This is a genomic window from Arthrobacter sp. TmtSoilC51, from assembly GCF_055388015.1.
Genome location: NZ_AP035877.1, coordinates 1,156,616 through 1,176,342 on the forward strand (window position 1 = coordinate 1,156,616; position 19,727 = coordinate 1,176,342).

The 19,727-nt window shown below is 62.0% G+C and carries 13 protein-coding genes; 9 read left to right on the top strand and 4 right to left on the bottom strand.

Translation table 11 applies throughout. The features are described from left to right. The first annotated feature begins 4 nt into the window (after positions 1-4). Positions 5-772 carry a copper homeostasis protein CutC gene (locus tag ACZ5G6_RS05450; RefSeq protein WP_498689950.1) on the top strand — a complete coding sequence of 256 codons (768 nt, stop codon included), beginning with the start codon at positions 5-7 and terminating at the stop codon, positions 770-772. Between the two features lie 15 nt (positions 773-787). On the opposite strand, the gene ACZ5G6_RS05455 is transcribed toward ACZ5G6_RS05450, so the two are convergent. The 3 genes from ACZ5G6_RS05455 to ACZ5G6_RS05465 form a co-directional block, all read right to left on the bottom strand. Next, positions 788-3,352 (bottom strand): GH32 C-terminal domain-containing protein, encoded by a 2,565-nt coding sequence (locus tag ACZ5G6_RS05455; RefSeq protein ID WP_498689952.1) that lies wholly within the window; start codon positions 3,350-3,352, stop codon positions 788-790. 118 nt (positions 3,353-3,470) lie between these two features. Beyond that, positions 3,471-4,676: a NosD domain-containing protein gene (locus ACZ5G6_RS05460; RefSeq protein ID WP_498689953.1), complete on the bottom strand. Its 1,206-nt coding sequence runs from the start codon at positions 4,674-4,676 to the stop codon at positions 3,471-3,473. 176 nt (positions 4,677-4,852) lie between these two features. Beyond that, positions 4,853-5,035, bottom strand: a complete 183-nt coding sequence (locus ACZ5G6_RS05465; RefSeq protein WP_498689954.1) for a hypothetical protein — start codon at positions 5,033-5,035, stop codon at positions 4,853-4,855. Positions 5,036-5,421: 386 nt separating this feature from the next. On the opposite strand from ACZ5G6_RS05465, the gene ACZ5G6_RS05470 reads away from it, so the two are divergent. The 8 genes from ACZ5G6_RS05470 to ACZ5G6_RS05505 all read left to right on the top strand — a co-directional run bounded on the left by ACZ5G6_RS05470 (position 5,422) and on the right by ACZ5G6_RS05505 (position 17,881). Further along, on the top strand, positions 5,422-6,702 hold the full coding sequence (locus ACZ5G6_RS05470) for an ABC transporter substrate-binding protein (RefSeq protein ID WP_223936079.1): 1,281 nt from the start codon (positions 5,422-5,424) through the stop codon (positions 6,700-6,702). 69 nt (positions 6,703-6,771) lie between these two features. Further along, on the top strand, positions 6,772-7,659 hold the full coding sequence (locus tag ACZ5G6_RS05475; RefSeq protein ID WP_498689957.1) for a carbohydrate ABC transporter permease: 888 nt from the start codon (positions 6,772-6,774) through the stop codon (positions 7,657-7,659). After that, on the top strand, positions 7,659-8,612 hold the full coding sequence (locus ACZ5G6_RS05480; RefSeq protein ID WP_223936081.1) for a carbohydrate ABC transporter permease: 954 nt from the start codon (positions 7,659-7,661) through the stop codon (positions 8,610-8,612). The genes ACZ5G6_RS05475 and ACZ5G6_RS05480 overlap by 1 nt, the downstream gene beginning before the upstream one ends. 44 nt (positions 8,613-8,656) lie before the next feature. Further along, a complete protein-coding gene (locus ACZ5G6_RS05485) occupies positions 8,657-10,042 on the top strand; it encodes a right-handed parallel beta-helix repeat-containing protein (RefSeq protein ID WP_498689959.1) in 1,386 nt (461 codons plus the stop codon). Between the two features lie 15 nt (positions 10,043-10,057). After that, positions 10,058-11,110: a LacI family DNA-binding transcriptional regulator gene (locus ACZ5G6_RS05490; RefSeq protein WP_498689962.1), complete on the top strand. Its 1,053-nt coding sequence runs from the start codon at positions 10,058-10,060 to the stop codon at positions 11,108-11,110. Further along, on the top strand, positions 11,107-12,654 hold the full coding sequence (locus tag ACZ5G6_RS05495) for a glycoside hydrolase family 32 protein (protein ID WP_498689964.1): 1,548 nt from the start codon (positions 11,107-11,109) through the stop codon (positions 12,652-12,654). The genes ACZ5G6_RS05490 and ACZ5G6_RS05495 overlap by 4 nt, the downstream gene beginning before the upstream one ends. Before the next feature lie 147 nt (positions 12,655-12,801). Beyond that, positions 12,802-15,912 (top strand): glycoside hydrolase domain-containing protein, encoded by a 3,111-nt coding sequence (locus ACZ5G6_RS05500; protein ID WP_498689966.1) that lies wholly within the window; start codon positions 12,802-12,804, stop codon positions 15,910-15,912. A gap of 1 nt (position 15,913) precedes the next feature. Next, positions 15,914-17,881, top strand: coding sequence for a DUF5107 domain-containing protein (locus ACZ5G6_RS05505; RefSeq protein ID WP_498689968.1), 1,968 nt, complete (start codon positions 15,914-15,916; stop codon positions 17,879-17,881). Between the two features lie 179 nt (positions 17,882-18,060). Here the strand turns inward: ACZ5G6_RS05505 and ACZ5G6_RS05510 are convergent, their stop codons facing one another. Further along, positions 18,061-19,713 (bottom strand): M23 family metallopeptidase, encoded by a 1,653-nt coding sequence (locus ACZ5G6_RS05510; RefSeq protein WP_498689971.1) that lies wholly within the window; start codon positions 19,711-19,713, stop codon positions 18,061-18,063. Positions 19,714-19,727: the final 14 nt, after the last annotated feature.

Here is a 19,727-nt window from a genome sequence, read left to right on the forward strand (position 1 = left end):
CACCATGAAACTTGAAATCGCCGTGGTGAGCGCGGCGGGTGCCGGTACCGCAGCATCCGAAGGTGCCGACCGGATTGAGCTCTGCAGCAGCCTGGAACTTGGGGGCATCACGCCAAGCCAGGGACTGATGGAAGCCAGCGTTGAACACGTCGCGGGACGCCTGCAGATCCACCCATTGATACGATGCCGCCCCGGCGATTTCCACTACTCCGCCTCGGATGTGGACACCATGGTGCACGAAGTACGCCATCTGCTGGCTCAGGGCGCCCACGGCGTAGTGGTGGGCGCCCTGACCGCAGAGGGCGACGTCGATGTTCACGCGATACGACGCCTGCTGGATTCTGCCCGGCAGGCCAGCCCGGAAGCGCAGTTGACCTTCCATCGCGCGATCGATCAATCACGGGACCCCATGGCCACCCTTGACGAATTGCTGGAACTCGGCTTCACCCGGGTACTCACGTCAGGCCATGAGCCCACCGCAGGTGAAGGCCTTGCCACACTTTCCGAGATGGTGGAGCGGGCCGGGGGAGCCATCGAAATCATGGCCGGAGGCGGACTTACGCTTGGCGACATCCCGGCGATGCACGCTGCCGGCCTGTCTGCCGTTCATTTGTCCGCCAAGAGAACCGTCTCAACGCTGGGGGAGGGGACCATATCCCTTGGCGCGCAGGATGATGCCGACCCCACGGCGTATACCGTCACCGACAGGGACACGGTCCGGATGCTCAGGGCGGAGATCAATGCGCTGGAACTCGGTGCTCCTCCGGAATAGCTTCCACTGCCGAGGTCAGCCTCCCCACATGGCCTGGTTCAACGGAGTTACCGTCAGGCTTTCCAGCCGTGCGGTTCCTCCTTCGGAGAAAACCGAGATGTTGGTGGCACCAGCGGCTGGAAAGACCTGGTCTGTGATGGTCGTCAGGCCGTCCTGGGCGAAGAGCTCCACGGATGCACGGTCCACGTAAAGGCGCAGGCGGAGCCGGCCATTCATCAACTCGACCCGCGGATCCTCCACTGAACTGAAGGCTGGATGGAATCCCTCGTTGCCGGAGTTGGTCCTGTCGATGGAGAGCCGTTTAGTGGCCGGAGCATAGCCGATCCGGGTGGCTTCGGTTCCGTTGCCAAGGACTTTCAGGCCAAACGCCGCCGCTGTCCCGGGTGAGAACTCGGCGTCAACCTGCACCACGTCACCTGTGATGGGAAGCGTGGTTGTTCCTGGCGCGATGTCCTGGGCCGACGCCGTGTACGCCGCTGCGGTGTTCTTCAATGCATCGGCTTGGGACACCACCTGCTGCCGCAGCCGCGGGCCCATGGACGTCTGGGTAAGAACGACTTCGCGGGGTAATGCCATGGTCCCGCGCCATGTCGTGGAGGGAGTGTCCTGGCCGTAGTCCCAATTGTTCATCCATCCCAGCATGATGCGCTTGCCGTCGGGGGCATTGTTGAAGGACACCGTCGCGTAGTAGTCCCTGCCCCAGTCCAGCCAATCGTGCTGTTCCAGATGGGAGGCATCCGAGGAAACGAACTCGTCGGCCAGGATGTGTCCCCAGCCGCCGCGGTTGTTGTCCACGATTTTGATGGTGGCCTGGCTGCCCTTGTAGGCGCTGACGTCCCAGGCTTTCCAGTCCAGATGTTCGGAGTCGTTGCCGGTGGCGGTGCGGACTGTCTGCCCATTGACCACAAGGTTCACTGTGGTTTCAGCGCTCCTGGGCTTCGCCTGCTCCGAGCCCAGCACCATGTGGTCAAGTGTCAGATGGCCCCAGGGCCCCGTTGCGTTATCAACAACTCGGATGCGGGCGATCTGGCCGTACCAAGGGGAAACGTCCCAATTCTGCCAGTTCAGGTCCCCTGAATTCGTGCCGGTTGCCGTGCGCACCGGCACGCCGCCAACCAGCAGCTCAACCTGGAGTTCCCCGCCAGTGCGGCTGCCGCCGCCCAATAGGAATCCGATGTTGGTGTTGGTCAGGTAAAACTCGGGAGACGTGATGGTACCAACGTTGTTGTCCTGGTACGGGCCGCCTTCGAAGGTGTTGATCCGTTTCCCGATGGCGAATTCACCGCCCGACGTCGAGGGGTTCAGGGCCGCCTGGAAGTCCCCGGTGAGTTGCCAGCCGGCTTGGGTCAGCGTTCCGGAATAGTCGAAGCCGTCGAACAGCAGATAGCCCGGAGGGGGCTGGTTTCCCGATTGCTGGCCGGATTCCTGCGGGTGCTTTCCGCCGCCTGCGAGGAAGTTGAGGTAGTCCTTGTCCAGCGTGAAAGGTGCTGATTCCATGGTGCCAACGGGAGCATCTCCGCCGTTGAAGCCGTTAACCAGCCCGGCTCCGATGTTGCCGGTAACCGCCATTTGTCCTGGGAGAGTCCCGGATGCGGGAACGCTTCCCCAAGGCCCGGAACTGTTTGACGGATCGTTCTGGACGTTCCAGCCGCCGTAGTTGCCGCCGTTGAATCCCGCAAGGACGTTTCCGGGCGGAAGTTGGCTGGCGGGATCGATATTTTCGGCGGTGAATGAAGTGCCGTTGAAGGTTCCAACGAAATACTGTCCGCCGCTGCCCCCTGCCACCGCTCCAGGGTTGATGTTCACGCTGAGGACCCACTTGACGTTATTTGGGTCTCCGTCGACGGCGAGGGGGAAAAGGTCAGGGCATTCCCACTGCCCTCCGGTCGCATTTGCCGGACCGAAGTCGTCCAAGTAATTCCATTGCTTCAAGTCGTTGCTCTTATAGAAGAGGACGCGGTGCTCGTCAGCTTCAACAGCCGCCATCACCCAGTAGTCCGGACCGGTCGGGGCGTCGTACCAAAAGACCTTGGGGTCGCGGAAGCTGGAGGTGTTCCTGCTGAGGACCGGGTTGTTCCCGTACTTGGTCCAGGTCTGCCCGTCGTCGGTACTGAACGCCAGCGACTGTGCCTGTTTGCCGGCCTGGGTGGGGTGGGCCGCTGTGTAATTGCTCGTGTAGATGGCCACCAACGGCGGATTTTGGAGAGTCCCGAGTCCGCTGGTGTTCTGGGTGTCCACCACTACTGAGCCGGAGAAGATTTCCTCGATGACCTGGCCGGATCCGTTGAATCCCCGCGGAATGGCGAGTGGCTGTTCCTCCCAATGGATCAGGTCGGTGGAGGAAGCGTGGCCCCAGCTCATGTCCCCCCATCGTGTTCCGTTGGGGTTGTACTGGTAATACATGTGGTATTTCCCGTTGTGGAAGACCAGCCCGTTGGGATCGTTCATCCAGTTCGCTTCGGGCGTGTAGTGCAGGTACGGCCGGTATTGCTGGGTGGCCGGGTCCGGGTCGGTGGCCTGGGCGGTGGTGGCAACTGCGGATGAGGCAGCGGTGAGTGCCACGGCTACCCCAATCGACATTAAGGCTTTGCTGCGTCTTGTCATCGTTGACAGACCTTTCGTCAAGGACTTGCGTTGCGGATGACGACGGCGGACCCGCCCTGGGGCGACGTCCGCCGTCGTAATTCATGTTGTGCCGTTACGGCGTGGCCCTGAACGCGTAGTTGGACGCGTACCTCACCACCTGGTTGCTATCGCCGCTATCGAGCACCTTGGAGCCCGAGGTTGAAGCATCCAGGACTACGGTGTGCACTGCGATGGCTGAGACGGTGTTGTTGGTGGCGATGTAGTTGTTGTTTCCGGAAGCCACCAGGATGATGGTGGGCGTCTGCCCGGACGGCGTGACCGATCCCGATGCGACGTCGTAGCTGAAATGGTTTCCAACAACGGTGTTGTTGCTGCCCGCTATGTGCACCAGTCCGAAGAGATCGTCCAAACCGTTGTTGTACGGCTTGAGGGGATCGAATGGTTCCATCTGGCGCAGGAAGTGATTGGCCCCAACGAGATTTTCCGTGCAGCTTCCTTCAAAATTCACCATGCCGGGGTAGAAGGCATGGAAACGGTTGGACGTTATGGAGGACCGCGTGCAGTCCTTGAAGTGGACACTGCTCTTGCCCCGAGGGAACACGTTGTTGCCCGTGACCAGCAAGCCCATGTGTCCCTCGGCGAAAATCGAGAATCCCACGTAGCCGGCGCCAATGAGGTTGTCGGTCACTTTTGAGGCCTGGCCCGATCCTGTCAGTTCCACGCATGATCCACATTCAGCAAGGAAGTTGCTGCTGACGCTTAAGGCGTCCGTATCCCTCACCACAAGCGCATGCTCGAGGTAGACCATTCCCATGCGTTCCACACGGCAGGAATCGTTGGCAGAATCGAAGCGGATGCCTGTTTTGCCGTTGGTGTAATCGTTCTCGTTGGAGTCGAACGAGACGCCGTCAAGGCAGAAGTTCTCGAACACCACTGAACTGAGCCGTGGATCGCCGGTGCGGTAGACCCGGAAGGCGTCCGTGTTCCCGTCTGTGTTTTCCACCCTGACGCGGCTGGCGCCGGGGTTGATCTCGTGCCAGCCCGAGGTGTTGCCGGCGTTGTAGCGGATGCTCAACGAGGTGAAGCCATGGCCCGATCCACGGATGGTCAGGAAGCTGATGTCCACATTGACGCGGGTCTTGAGGGAGTAGTCTCCCGGGGGTATATAGATAACGGCACCTGGCTTGGACGCCTGGCTGGTCTGCTGGCTCTTGATGTCGGCGATGATGCTGTTGATGATGAGCCCGATGTCGTTGTACGGCGTAGCGGACGGATTCCCTGGCACGCTCCAGGTGGTGACGTCATAGACGGTGGTCAAAGCTGGTTCTCCTCACATCGTTGGGGGACTGAACTGTGTTGCTTCTCTTCAAGTGCGTCCGGAACCGCCGGCGCCGTGCTCTGCATGCTCGCTCGTGCCTCGCTTAGACGCATGCTGCCGCACGCCTCCGGCGGTTCCGGGTGGTTCTACAGACGGGTGCTCTATGGACGGGTGCTTTACAGGACGCCGATCAAGTGCCGGTGCCCCTGCGGGTGGGGATCGGCGTCGGGCGTTGCGGCCACCTGTCCAGGTGCTGCAGTGGCACTGCCACCGGCTGCCGCCACAGTGAAGGCGACCGCCGCCGACGCCGTGAGGGCGCGGAGCACACTCCGGCGGCTGATGTCCGGGATGGGTTTCATACGTTCTCCTTTGAATGGGGGTCCCCAACCGGGCCGCAATGGTGGCAGATGGGAAAGGGCCTGACTAAGGGTGGAAATCGGCGGACGGGATGCACTGTCAGCCGGAAGGGCAGGCCTCAGCCGCAAAATCAGCCGTGAGCCAGAACAGGCACGGCGGGGTGCCAAAAGCTGCGACATCAGCCAAAATATGCCAAAACGGTTTATCTGCCTGCGACGATGACTTTAGGGCTGGGCCACCCGGTACGTCAAGGCCCAAAACCATCCACAATGTGACGCTTGACATACTCGGGAAATCGGGCCTATGGTGTTGCCAAGTCGTTTTGGCAAAACGATTCTTCACCCCGCACACAATCTTTCAATCCCGTTCCAAGAGAAAGTCGACAGCGATGTCCACTCGAAAGACCATCTCCAGGCTCGTCACACTCGGCGGCCTCTGCACTGCCGTCGCACTCGCAGCTACCGGTTGCGGTGCCGGGGGCCCCGCACCGACATCCGGTAGCGGTTCCAGCACAGTCAACGTCCTGGTGGAAGCCGGCGGCCACGCCGAGCTCACAGGCGTTGCCCAGCAGTGCAAGAAAGACACCGGCCTCGACGTCAACTTCGTCGAATTGCCCTATGACGGCATGTTCAACCGGCTCTCCAGCGAGTTCTCCTCCGGCAACGTTTCCTTCGACGTCGCGGCATTGGACTCCGTGTGGCTCCCCAGCTTCAAGGATGCAGTCCAGCCAATCGATGAACTGTTCACCGATGAGGCCAAGAAAGACATTTTCCCCGCCCTCGTCAAGGAAGCCAACGTTGACGGCCACTTCATCGGTATGCCTGCCTGGACCAACGCAGAGATCATCCTGTACCGCAAGGACCTCTTCGAGGACGCCAAGAACAAGGCAGATTTCAAGGCAAAGTACGGCTATGAACTGGCAGCTCCCACTACGTGGAAGCAGTACCAGGACATCTCCGAGTTCTTCACCAAGGACGGCATGTACGGCACGGACGTGAAGGGCGCCGTAGAAACAGAATGGCTTGCCCACGTCCTGCAGGCCGGCTCGCCGATGGTCCTTGACGCGAACAACAACGTGGTGATCGACAACGCTGCGCACAAGGAAGCACTCGACTTCTACGTCAGCCTCACCAAGTCCGCCCCTCCGGGCGCTGCACAGGTTGACTGGGCAGCGGCTCAGAACCTGTTCAACCAGGGCAAGACCGCCATGACCCGCTTCTGGGCCCACGCTTACCGGCAGATCCCCAAGGACTCTCCCGTGGCAGGCAAGGTGGGAGCTGCAGCAATGATTGGCGGCAGCGCCGGCGTCGCGGGTGTTCCGGGGCCGTGGTACCTGTCCGTGCCCAAGGCGACCAAGAACGCTGATGCCGCCAAGAAGTTCATCAAGTGCGCGTACGACCACAACAGCATGGGTGTGGAATCCAGCCTCGGCCTCGCCTCGCGCATCTCAGCGTTTGAGAAGTACCAAAACCAGCCAGGCTACGAGAGCTTCAAGCCGCTGATCGAAACGCTGAACGGCAAGGCAACCGCAACACGTCCGGCAACAGCCAAGTGGCAGCAGATTGTGGACACCGTGCTGGTGCCTCTCCTGCAGAAGGCAGTGGCAGGCGGCGATTCTGCCACCCTCCTGGCTGACGCCAAGAAGCAGATCCAGGACCTCCTCAAGTAAAGACTCCGCGGCCGGCACCAGCCACTCAGCCGGTGCCGGCCGCGGCCCCAACAAACAGAAGAGAAAATCGTGCGTATCTCCGATCGCCGCTTCGCCCTATACCTGATGACCCCAGCGGCGCTGTTCCTGGCCGTGTTTGTGGCTTACCCGCTGTTCCGCCTCGTCGCAGACAGCTTCTTCAAGATCTCGCCCATCGCGGGCGGTCCCCGTGACTTCGTCGGTTTCCAAAACTATGCGGCCGCGTTCGCCTCCGAAGCCTTCATGGGTGCCGGCTGGCGGACCCTCGCTTACACCGTGGTGGTGGTAACGCTCGAGTTCGCGCTCGGACTTGGGATGGCCCTCCTGTTCACCACGCTGGGACGCAAGTCCCAGATTTGGCGAACGGTCTTCCTTTACCCGCTGATGATTGCGCCGATCGTGGCCGGCCTGCTCTGGAAGTTCCTGATGATCGATAACTTCGGGCTCATCGGGACCATCCTGCACCAAGCGGGCATCCTCTCCAACCCCAACCAGATCGGCTGGCTCTCGGACCCGAACATCGTGCTGTTCTCGGTGGCTGTCCCGGATATCTGGCTCACGACGTCCTTCATGTGCCTGGTCTTGTTCGCCGGTCTCCAAAACATTCCCGGCGACCTCATCGAGGCAGCACGCCTGGACGGCGCCAGGGCACCGGCGCTCCTGTTCCAGATCATCCTTCCGCTCCTTCGCCCGGTGATTGCTGTGGCACTGGTGGTCCGCGGAATCGATGCCGCCAGGGCCTTTGACACCATCCTCATCCAAACCAACGGCGGCCCCCAGTCGGCATCCGAAACCATGAGCCTGCTGATCTACCGGACCATGATCCGCTTCGGCGATCCCGGCCTGGCCAGCGCCATGGGCACCATCTACCTGCTGGCGATGCTCGCCGTCGCATTCTTCGCGGTGGCCACCATCTGGCGGCCAGGAAAGGACAACTGATGCGCGTCGCCGAACGAACAAAGCCCGACGGCGGGAAGGCGCCTGCCATGACTGCCAGGAGTTCCGCTTCAACCCCCACGCATGGTGCCCCGCGCAAGCGCCGCGGCGTCAACCGCGAAGGCCTGGAGGCCGGTCGCCGCAGCACAAGGACCATCCTGTGGATCCTGCTGGCCGCAGCCATGGTGCTGTACGGCTTCCCGTTCCTGTACCTGCTGTTTACCTCCTTCAAGACCCCCATCGATACCATCGCGGTTCCACCCACCATCCTCCCCAAGGAATGGACGCTTGAGAATTACGTGAACGCCTTGGGCCGCAGCGGTGTGCTGGCTTCATTCATCAACAGCATCCAGACCGCCATCATCAGCACCCTGCTGTCCTTGGTGCTGGCTGTCCCGGCGGCGTATGGCATCACACGCTACAAGACTCCGAGCGGCCGGGTGTTCATCATGGCCGCTCTGGTCACCCGCATGGTGCCTCCGGTAGCTATCGGCATTCCGCTGGCATCCATGATGGCTTCGGCAGGTTTGGCGGACACGCCGATCGCACTGTCCATTGCCCACACCACCATTTCGCTGCCGTTGTCCATCTGGTTGATGTCCAGCTTCTTTGAGGCTGTTCCCCGCGACTTGGAAGAGGCGGCAACCGTGGATGGCTGCAGCAGGCTGGGTGCGCTCTGGCGGGTGGTCATCCCGGTGGTTTCCGGAGGCATCGCCGTGACCGCGATCTTTGCTTTCCTGGCGTCCTGGAACGAGTTCCTCTTTGCGCTCCTCATGACCGCCATCCGCTCCCAGACCACTCCGGTGGTGATCGCGAACTTCCAGACCCAATTCGGCCTGGACTGGGGATCCATGACGGCGCTTGCCGCCGTGTACTCGATCCCGGTCATCCTTCTCACCCTTCTCTTGCAGCGCAAGATCGTCGCAGGCATGACGCTCGGCGCCGTCAAAGGCTGAGGCCGTCAAGGGCTGGGAAACCACAACACAAAAGGGCAGAAGCTATGTCAAGCAACAACTACTACGACGTGACCACGTGGCCGGTCGGCAATCCGACCGAGGACGTCGGTGAAGTCATTAACAGCATCATCGCTGACGTCAAGGAGCGGCAGACGGCCACGGATGCGAACGATGGCGGAAAGCCGGGAGCGGTGATCTACATTCCGCCGGGGGACTACCACCTCCGGACGCAGGTGGTGATCGACGTCAGTTTCCTCAGGATCCAAGGCTCTGGCCATGGCTTTACGTCCTCAAGCATCCGTTTCAACGTTCCCGAAGACGAATGGCCCGACTTGCATGAGCTGTGGCCGGGAGGGAGCCGCATTATCGTCGACCTTCCCGTCGGCGGGGACGGGGAGGAATCCAAGGGAGCCGCCTTCTACATCGAGCGAAGCGGGAGCCCGCGGATCAGTTCGGTGGAGTTCTCCAACTTCTGCATCGACGGATTGCACTTCACCCCGGACGGCTCGGGGCTGCCAGCGGAAAACAGCTACGTCAACGGCAAGACCGGTATCTATGTGGCGAGCGCGAATGACTCATTCCGCGTAACCGGCATGGGGTTCATCTACCTTGAGAACGCCCTCACCATCCACAACGCGGATGCCCTCTCCATTCACGATAACTTCATCGCTGAATGCGGAAGCTGCATTGGGCTGCGCGGCTGGGGACAGGCATCAAAGATCACTGACAACTTGATCGGAGCAGGCTTCAAGGGTCACTCGATCTACGCCGAGAACCATGGCGGGCTCCTGATCACCGCGAACAACGTCTTTCCCCGTGGTGCCAGCAGCATCCACCTCAAAGGCGTCACCCGTTCAAGCGTCACCAACAACCGTTTGCATTCGTTCTACCCCGGGATGGTGGTTCTCGCAGCAAACAGTTCCGAGAACCTCGTGGCCACCAATCACTTCTTGCGTGACCATGAGCCCTGGACACCCTTCCTGGGAGTCGATAACGGGCTGGACGATCTTTACGGGCTTCTCTGTGTGAGCGGGAGCAACAACTCTGTGGTGGGCAACCACTTCTCCGAGGTCATCGACGCACAGAGCGTCCGTCCCGCAGGAGCGACGCCGGTCATCATCCGGTTGCTGGAGGGGGTTGGGAACTTCGTTTCCAACAACCACGTGGTGGCGTTGGACGTCCACGCCACGTCCAGTGACTCCTGCTTCTCGGCGCAGGTGGACGCGCTGCTGACCACGGGGGCTTCTGATGGACTCGCAGTTACCGCCGTCCTGGTCGAGCCCGAATCAGCCCGGAATACGATCCTCGATTCCGGAAGCGAGGCCCAAGTCACCGCTGATAGGGCTGTTAACGCCTTGAGGGCCACGCCCACGGTCGGTTTCCAGGCGGCACATGTTAGTTCGAGCGCAGGATCAGCACCAACATCATGAGGACGTGGGGGACCAATGACCAATAGATCAGTGGGTATCAAGGATGTGGCGGCCGCGGCCGGGGTTTCGGTCACCACCGTATCCCATGTCCTCAACGACGTCGCCTACGCCCGGGTGGGCGCAAGAACGAGGGAACGGGTCCAGGAGGCCGCCCATCGCCTGGGATACGGCCCGAACCGGCTTGCCCAGGCCTTGAGGACCCAACGTTCGGGGATGATCGGGTTCATCAGCGAGGAAATCGCTACTACGCCGCACGCAGGCAGGATCATCCTGGGTTCCGAGGAAACTGCCAAGCGTCGGGGCTACAACATCATGATCATCAACTCCACCAGCACCAGCTCCCAGGATTCCAAGGAAAGCCAAGTGGCGGACCTGCTGGACCGGCAGGTGGACGGCATCCTGTACGCCACGATGTACCACCGGAAGCTTGTTGTCCCCAAGAACCTTGCCGGACTGCCGGCCGTCCTGGTGGACTCCGAAGACATCAGCCACACTGTTTCCTCGGTCATCCCCGACGAAGTGGGCGGCGCAAGGTCGGCCGTGCAGACCCTGATCGATGCCGGGCACACGCGGATCGGCATGCTCAACAACACCGACGACGTTCCCGCGACCCACTCCCGGCTGAGGGCTTTCAAGGAAACGCTGGCAGATGCCGGGCTGACGTTCCACGAAGAACTGGTCCAATCCGAGCATTCGGAAATGCCCGGTGGCTACCAGGCGGCACTGCGCCTGCTGAAACCCGAGAGCCGGCCCACGGCTGTGTTCTGCTACAACGACCGCATGGCCATGGGTGCGTACCGGGCCGCTGCGGAACTTGGCCTGAGGATTCCGGACGACATTTCCTTGGTCGGTTTCGACAACCAGGAGCTCATCGCTGAAAACCTTTACCCCGCACTGACAACCGTCGCGTTGCCGCATTACGAAATGGGCGCCTGGGCAACGGAAAACCTGATTGATGCCATCGAAGGGAAAACCGACCTGCAGTTGTTCGCCACCCACCCCACCGTTCTTCCTTGCCCCATGGTTCTTCGCGATTCCGTCGCCTCCCTCCCGAAAGACCTCCGATGACTGAAACAACAACGCACCGTTCCGGCCCCGACGAAGAGGCCGCCTCCGCGATGCGCCCGATACTTCACTACACGGCCAAGGACACCTGGCTGAACGACCCCAACGGACTCGTGTGGTACCAAGGCCTGTACCATCTCTTCTACCAAAACAACCCCTTCGACAACGTCTGGGGCAACATGTCCTGGGGGCATGCCACCTCATCTGACCTCCTGCACTGGACCGAGCAGCCGGTTGCCATCGCCTGCGACGAGCAAGAAGACGTGTTTTCCGGGAGCATCGTGGTGGACCACGGAAATACATCGGGATTCGGCACAACGGAAGATCCGGCTTTGGTGGCCATCTACACGAGCGCCTTCAAGGAAGGCACGGCATACCAGGGGACACAGGCCCAGTCCCTCGCGTTCTCCACGGATGCCGGCATGACATGGAGCAAATATGCGGGCAACCCCGTGCTTGCCCGCGGTTCGGCCCATTTCCGTGATCCAAAGGTGTTCCGCTACGAGGGATCGGCCGGTTCCTACTGGATCATGGTTGCCGTTGAGGCCCAGCATCAGCAGGTTGTCCTATACCGCTCGGACAACCTCAAGGATTGGGAATACCTAAGTACTTTTGGCCCTGCAAACTCGTCCGAAGGCGAATGGGAATGCCCTGATCTGTTCCCGCTCCCCGTCGACGGGGATCCGGACAACGTGAAGTGGGTCATGGTGGTTAATGTCAATCCTGGCTCCGTGGCCGGTGGCTCGGGCGGGCAATACTTCGTCGGTCACTTCGATGGGGCGCAGTTCACTGCCGATCGTGATTCGCTCGTTTCACCGGCCGCCGACGGGACCACGGATCTCAGGCAGTGCCTGTGGCTCGATTGGGGACGCGACTACTATGCCGCAGTCTCCTTCAGCAACGCCCCGGAGAACCGCCGCATCATGATTGGCTGGATGAACAACTGGGACTATGCCAACTCCTTGCCCACGTCTCCGTGGCGCTCGGGAATGTCGCTTGCCCGCGAGGTGGAACTCGCGACTGTGGACGGTTTACCGCGCCTGGTGCAGCGCCCGGTGCTGCCGCTGGACTCCGGGGAACCGGCCAGGGTTCTTCAGGATGTGGAACTTCACGATTCCGGGGTGCAGCTGCCCGACGCCATGGACGGATCAGCCCAGCTGATAGAGGCAGAGATCCTGCCAGGCACGGCTCGGACGGTTGCGTTCAGGCTTCTCGCCGCCTCGGACGGGAGCGCCGCGACGGTTCTCAGCTTTGATGCCGTCACGAGCCAGCTCACCTTGGATCGTCGCAACTCGGGAAACACAAGCTTCCACGAAAAGTTCGCGTCGGCAGAGTCGGCACCGGTGAAGCTCGACGACGGGGTGCTGAGGCTTCGCGTCATCGTGGACCAATCGGTGGAGGCCTTCGCCCAAGGCGGCAGCGTTGTCCTAAGCGATCTTGTCTTTCCCTTGTCCGGAAGCCTGGGCACCGAACTGCGCGCGGAAGGCGGCACGGCCATGCTGCGGAAACTGGTTGTGCGGAAACTGGAGGTCACCGACGTGCACTAACGACGCTGTCCCCGGGGCATGTGCTCTTTTCGAATGGCAGTGATCGCGCATCGCAATGACCCTTTACAGGGGCAGCCCAGCAGCCAATGATTGAAGGATTCACCACATCGGTGAAAAGCCCCCAAGCTACCTTCAGGAGCCCCAGCGATGCCGCTGCCCCAGCCGGTTTCTCCGGCTATCACCTCACCTCCAACCACCCCTCTCAGCAGCCCATCCACTCCAGGCCACCCGGAGGTGGACTGTGGCATCGGCACCTGGGACAAACTGCTCTATGGGAACCACCGGTTCGTCGTGGAAGTTCTCCATGGAAGTGCGCGCAATGCACAGCGCGTGTTCATACCTTGGCGGCGCCAGGACGCGGATCCGGCAGCCGTGGAGGTCATCGTGGTCTCCGCTTCATCCGGAAACAGGGTCCGGAACGTCATAGTCGAAGAGGCCACCAAGGAGTTTGGCAGCATCGTCTTCGAAGCAATCGACGGCCAAGGAATCTACTACGTCTATTACTTGCCGTACGCGATGCTGGGCAAAGCCCACTATCCACAGGCGGAGTACCTCCCGCATCGGCCCGCCGCGGAACCCGGGTGGGCCGCCGGCGTCGTGGGCTCGTTGGGGGCGGCAACCGTCCAAACAGGGAACAAGGGAGACGCGCTGCCTGCAGCCAGGGTGCTTCGCTATGAAGCCGCCAGTGAGCGGGACTCGTTCGCACCAATGAACTTCACTGCCCGTAAGGATGAGCTGGAGGCGCTGCACGCCAGGCATGCCGGGACGGCCTTCCTTCTCTTTCCTGAAGACCGGCTGAACCCAATTTCCATGCGGGAGGCAATCCCGGCGCACTGGTCCATCGATGGTCCGTCCCCTACTTTCCGCGGCAGCGCACAACCGGGCGAGGACTATGTGGTGCAGCTTGGCATGTACGCCCTGGATGACCTGGGTGGCATCACTGTGGGCGTGGAAGCGCCGGCGGGCGGCCACTGCATCAACACCAGCGGCCTGGATCGCCTCGGCCAACCGCTGCGAAAGGCCCTGCAAGTTCCCGCAGGCAAAGTGCAGGCGCTGTTCGTGATCCTGCCCATTCCGGCGGAAGCCGCAGGCAGCACCTTCGCCGCCACCATCACCGTCACAGCGACTGGTGCGCAGGCCCAGACAGTGGACGTGGTACTGGACGTCGAGCCCAACGAATCGGCGGATCCAGACATCCACACTGGCGGCTTTGGCGATCCACGGTACCTGAGGCGACTCGCTTGGCTCGATTCGGCGATGGCCCAGGATACGGAACTCGTGTCGCCCTTCACCGAGGTGACCCTGGATGAATCCACCCGCACCTTGGGCATCCTCGGCAGGGAGCTGCAACTGGCGCCTTCAGGGCTTCCGGCGCAGGTGACGTCCACGTTCACGGCGGACGTCACCGCAACTGATGGTCCCGGCGTCGAGGTTCTCGTGACCCCAACAACCCTGGAAGTGGATGGAATCGACTGGGAGTATTCGCTGCTGGAATTCTTGGTGGAAGGTCCGGCACGCATTTCGTGGCGGTGCACGTGGAACGGTTACCGGGGCCTGAATCGCGGGAGGGCTGCAGTATCGCTGGAGCTTTACGGCGTTCTCGACGCCGATGGGGCGGTTTCGTACTCCCTGCGGCTGGCGCCAAAGGAGGCCTTTGACGTGTCCGACGTCGGGTTGCAGCTTATGTTCCATGAGGCCGCGGTTCCGTTCGCCATGGGTTTGGGCGTTCCGGGTGGGCGCCGACCGGAGTCCCTGGACTGGGCGTGGGAGGTGGCGACGAAGAACCAGGACGCACTCTGGCTCGGAGGCGTGAACGCTGGAATCCAGCTGGCGCTGAGGGACGCCAACTACCAACGGCCCCTCAACACGAACTTCTACCGGGAAAAGCCTCTCGTGGAGCCGGTGTCCTGGGCCAACCGACACTGGGCCAACCGGGACTGGGCCAACGGGCAAGGGGGGAGCGGGAACGGAAGCGAGGTTCGGGGCAGAGTCACACTGCGTACTGTGGGGCACAAAGTCTGCCTTCGTGCCTCGAGTGGCGCCCGGATGTTAAGTCCAGGGGAAGACCTCGACTTCAACTTCCGGCTGTTGCTGACCCCTTTCAAGCCGATCGAACCCGGGAAACATCTGGCCAAACGATACTTTCACGCGCCGGCCGAGCCGGAAGCCATCAAAGAGTCCGGAGCCACAGTGGTCAATGTGCACCATGCCACCTCCCCGGCACCGTACATCAACGACCCCCTGCTCACCGCGAACGCCCTGCGGGATTACGTGGCCGCCTGTCATCGGAACGGCTTGAAAGCCAAGGTCTACAACACGGTCCGTGAACTCACGTTCCATAGCCCCGAACTCCTGCCGCTGTTGCAGCTGGATCACGAAGTCTTCAGCGACGGTCCAGGCGCAGGACACATGTGGCTGCAGGAACATGCCGGGGACGGATATGTCTCGGCGTGGTTCGCTCCGAATGTGGATGACATCGCCGTGGTGACCACGGGCGGCTCAAGGTGGGAAAACTTCTACGTGCGCAGCCTGGCGGAACTATCCAAGGGCGACGACGGAATCGACGGAATCTACCTGGACGATATCGCCTTTGACCGCCATGCGATGCTGCGTGTCCGGAAGGTCCTTGAACGGGCGTGCCGATCCAGGGGGCTGGAAGGCCCTGAAATCGACCTCCACTCTGCCAACCAGTTCACCGCACATGACGGATACGCATCCTCGGCCAATCTGTACATGGAGCAGTTGCCGTATGTGGATCGGCTCTGGCTGGGGGAGTACTTCGACTACAACACCACCGATCCCTACTACTGGCTGGTGGAATTGTCCGGCATTCCGTTTGGCCTCATGGGCGAGATGCTCCAGGACGGCGGAAATCCGTGGCGCGGCATGGTGTTCGGCATGACGGGCAGGGCACCGGCCGTGGACAATGGACCGCTCTGGAAATTCTGGGCGGAGAACGGGCTGGACCGTGGACGGATGGTGGGGCATTGGGATCCAGATGCTCCGGTGCACACCAGCCACCCCGGCATCCTGGCTACTACGTGGTTCACGGAGAGGGGCATAGTCATAGCGCTGGCCTCCTGGGCCGAGGAGACTGTGGCTGTGACCTTGAATTTCCGTGCTGGAGAAACCTACCCCGCCGATAGCAACATGGAAGCGCCCGCTATCCAAGGCTTCCAATCCGCCATGAGCTACAAGCCAGGCGACCACATCACCGTTGCGCCGCAACGTGGCGCGCTCCTCACGATCGGATACTGACATGCCTGCCATTTCAACGTCCAACCTCGCCGTCACCACCATTTCCCTGACCATGGCGGATATCGGTCCCCTCAACCCCTTGCCGGTAGTGGCTGCGGAACTCGATCAGCCGTATACCGTGGGTGAGGGAGTGCCGGAAGAACTCCAAGCGGCGGCCAGGTACGGAGTGGTGCCCAACGTATACCCCTATCTCATGCAGGACGGTTATAGCCGGGAGGCCGCACCCAAGGAGCTGCCCGCCGTCGTGCTTGAGAACAGCAAACTCAGGGCGACCGTCATACCGTCCTTGGGCGGCCGTATCTGGGAGTTGTTCGACAAAGTGGCGGGCAAGCAGCTCCTTCACACCCACAGCGCGCCCCAGCTGGCCAACATCGCGCTGCGAAAGGCCTGGTTCGCGGGCGGCCTGGAGTGGAACATCGGCACGCGAGGGCACTCACCCACCAGTTGCGATCCACTGCACACTGCAATCGTCCATACCGTGGACGGTAAGCACATCCTGAGGGTGTGGGAGTTCGAGCGGCTGCGGGAAGTGGTCTTCCAGGTGGACATATGGTTGCCTGCAGAATCGGAGGTGCTCTTCGCAGCAGTGCGCATCCGCAACCCCAACGACCACGACGTTCCGATGTATTGGTGGAGCAACGCGGCTATTCCGGAGACCGACCGCACGCGCGTGATCGCCCCCGCCGACGAAGCTTTTGGCAGCGACTACGCCACGGACATCACCCGTGTCCGGCCCACGGACCACAACGGCTACGACGGCACGTGGTTGGTCAACAGCCCGCATGCCGCCGATTTCTTCTTTGACATCGATCCTTCCGAACGGCGCTGGGTTGTGGCTGCGGACGACGACGGCGACGGGCTGGCGATGTTGTCCACCAGTCGGCTTCGGGGAAAGAAGCTTTTTGTCTGGGGACAGGGCCAGGGAGGCAAGCGGTGGCAGGAGTGGTTGAGCCCGGGCGCAGGTCCCTACGCCGAGATCCAGGCCGGGTTGGCGCAAACCCAGTTCGAGCACCTGATCATGCCGGCGGGTGCGCAGTGGTCCTGGGTGGAGGCCTATGGCAACGGGCGTCTGGACCCGGGCACTGCCCACGAAGCGGACTGGGATGCCGCCGTGATCCATGCCGGCCAGCGCCTGGAAGAGCTGCTGCCCCACGAAGAACTGGAGGCCATGCTGCCCGCCGCCATCAGCGATGCCGACGTCCCGCCGTCCACAATGCTGCTCCACGGCAGCGGTTGGGGTGTGGTGGAACGGGCGCGGCGCCGTAGGACAGGCAAGCGTTGGATCGATGAGAGCGGCACGCCGTTCGTGGCGGAAAGCGTGACGGCGGAGCAGGAGCCGTGGCTGGAACTGTTGAAGGGAAAAGCGTTCGACGGCGCGCCCAGCTTTGTTGCCGGAACTGACTGGGAGGAGCTGCTTGAGGGACAGGAGAGTCCTGAGGCCCGCTTCCATGTGGCCACGATGAGGCATGCCCGGCAAGAACTGGAAGGAGCCAAGGAAGCATATCGCGAGGTGCTTGCTGCAGGGGGCGTCCGGCCGGAGACCATGGCGCTCGCGCATCGGGGACTGGGGCTGGCACTCCTGGCCGAGGGTGCGGATGATGAGGGCACGGATCATGAGGCAACGGTTCATGAGGGGCTTGAGCAACTGCGGAACGGAGTTCAAGCGGACCCGTCCAACACCGCATTGCTTACCGAGGCTGTGACACTCAGCATCCGCCACGAGGACCCATCCCAAGCACTGGAACTGGTGGAGTGGGCACCCAAGGAGGGTGCCGCCGTCGGGCGTTTGAGGTTCCTCAGGGCATTGGCACTTGCCCGGCTCGGCAAGGCGGGCGAGGCTGCTGCCATCCTGCGGGCAGGGGTGGAGATACCGGATCTCCGCGAAGGGGAAGATGCGATAGCGGCGCTCTGGGAAGAAGTCTGTCCGGGCGAAGCTGTGCCCTTCAACTACCAATTCGGAATGCACTAGGCATTTGGACGGCGCTGGGGCCGGCGATTTGTTGGAGCAGGTTTTCGGACCTCACCCCTCGGGCAGGACGACCGGCCCATCCGCATGACTTGTGGCAAAGCCCATCGCGGCGGCCAGCTAGCAGGACCCCAGGAGGACGCATCCCTTCTCCCTCTGCTTGCGGGCTAGGTTGGCCACGCTCATGGAGTTGGGGTCGGCGTGGGCGTGGCCGTGATGGTTGGGGTCGGCGTGGCCGTGATGGTTGTGGTGGGGGCAGCGGTGGTTGTTGGACTGAACGTCGGCGTGGATTCCGATGTGGGCGTGGGGGTAGCGGTTGGTGTTGGGGTTGGTGTTGGGGTGGCGGTTGGTGTTGGGGTCGGCGTGGGGGTGGCGGTTGGTGTTGGGGTGGCGGTTGGCGTTGGCGTTGCGGTGGCGGTGGCGGTGGCGGTGGCGGTGGCGGTTGGTGTTGGCGTTGGCGTGGGCGAAGCCGTTGGAGTTGGAGCGGGCGTAGCAGTTGGAGTGGCAACCGGCTCAGCGGTCCGGGTCGCCGGCTCGCCAAGCGATTGGCCGAGCGACCACTGCGGTACCTCGCCAATCGGCGTCGTTCCTGTTGGCGAGAAGCTCGTTAGTTGGAGGAAAGCAACCGACGATTCATGATCCAGGGGAATCAGGCTCCACGAGGACGGGTTCGCCAGGACGCCATTCGCAATCGTTTCAAAGTGAAGGTGGCACCCCGTCGACCAACCTGTGGAGCCGACCAATCCGATGACTTCTCCGGCCTCCACTACCTGCCCTTTGCGCACGGCACTGGCCTGGAGGTGGTTGTACGTAGTGATCAGCCCGTTGCCGTGATCGATTTCAATCCGGTTGCCTCCGCCCCAGGCATGCCAGCCCACCTCGCGCACGTAGCCGTCATCGGCAGCATGAACCGGTGTGCCACAGGCCGCGGCGAAGTCCTGCCCTGTATGAAATTCACCGGGGGATCCAGTGATCGGACTGGTGCGCGGCCCGAAAGGTGAACTTGGATGCAGGTTCAGGAGCGGGGACATCAAAGTGCCCGTTCCTGGCCGTGCATGACCAGGGGCAGCGCTACCAACTGATGGTTGCCACCAACCGCCGCCGCTGTAACAAGTGCTGGCTGCCGGAAGAACCTGGGAGCTCAGGAAACCCACGATCTCCTGGGCCAATCCCCGGTACTTGGTGTAGTGGTCTGGATCTTGATTCCGCTGTACTTGGTGGATTGCCAAACTGGAGGGCAGAAGCTGCCAGTCCTTGATGCCCTTCAGGGCGAGAAAGAAACTGGTTGCGCTAACGAACGGATCCATGCGGTCGGCATAGGAGCCCCATGCCCCGTTGGCGCGCTGCTGGAACAGCCCGCGGGAGTCCGGCCCGGCGGCGTCGCCGAAGTCCTTGCTCTCAAGAGACGATTCTCCAAGCGCGGCTTGGACGCCAAGGATTTGGGCATCAAGTGGCAGCCCCAGTTTGTCCGCCGCCACCATGATGGTCGAAGCGTTGCGGAGTTGGAGGTCTGACGGGACGCCGCCCGTGGATACTACTCCGAAGCCCGGAACAGTTTGTTGACACAGCGCCGCACCCAAGGGGTTCGTGGGAGCAGATTGAGGCGCCGCTGAAGAGGGGGTTGCCTGAATCGTAGGGTCATTCGTGGAACGGTTGGCTCCAGAAGGCTCGTCCGTCGATGAGCTTGCGGGGATCTGCTGGATGGCTGAGGGCGCCGTGGTGGCTGCTCCAGACTGGAAGCAGCCGAGCAGGACCGCCGCCGCAACCACCGCCAGTGGAAACCGGGCGTGCCTACGGAGCCGCGTTGGGCCTTTGTCAGAAGGTTTGTTGTTCACAAGTCCCGGCCCCG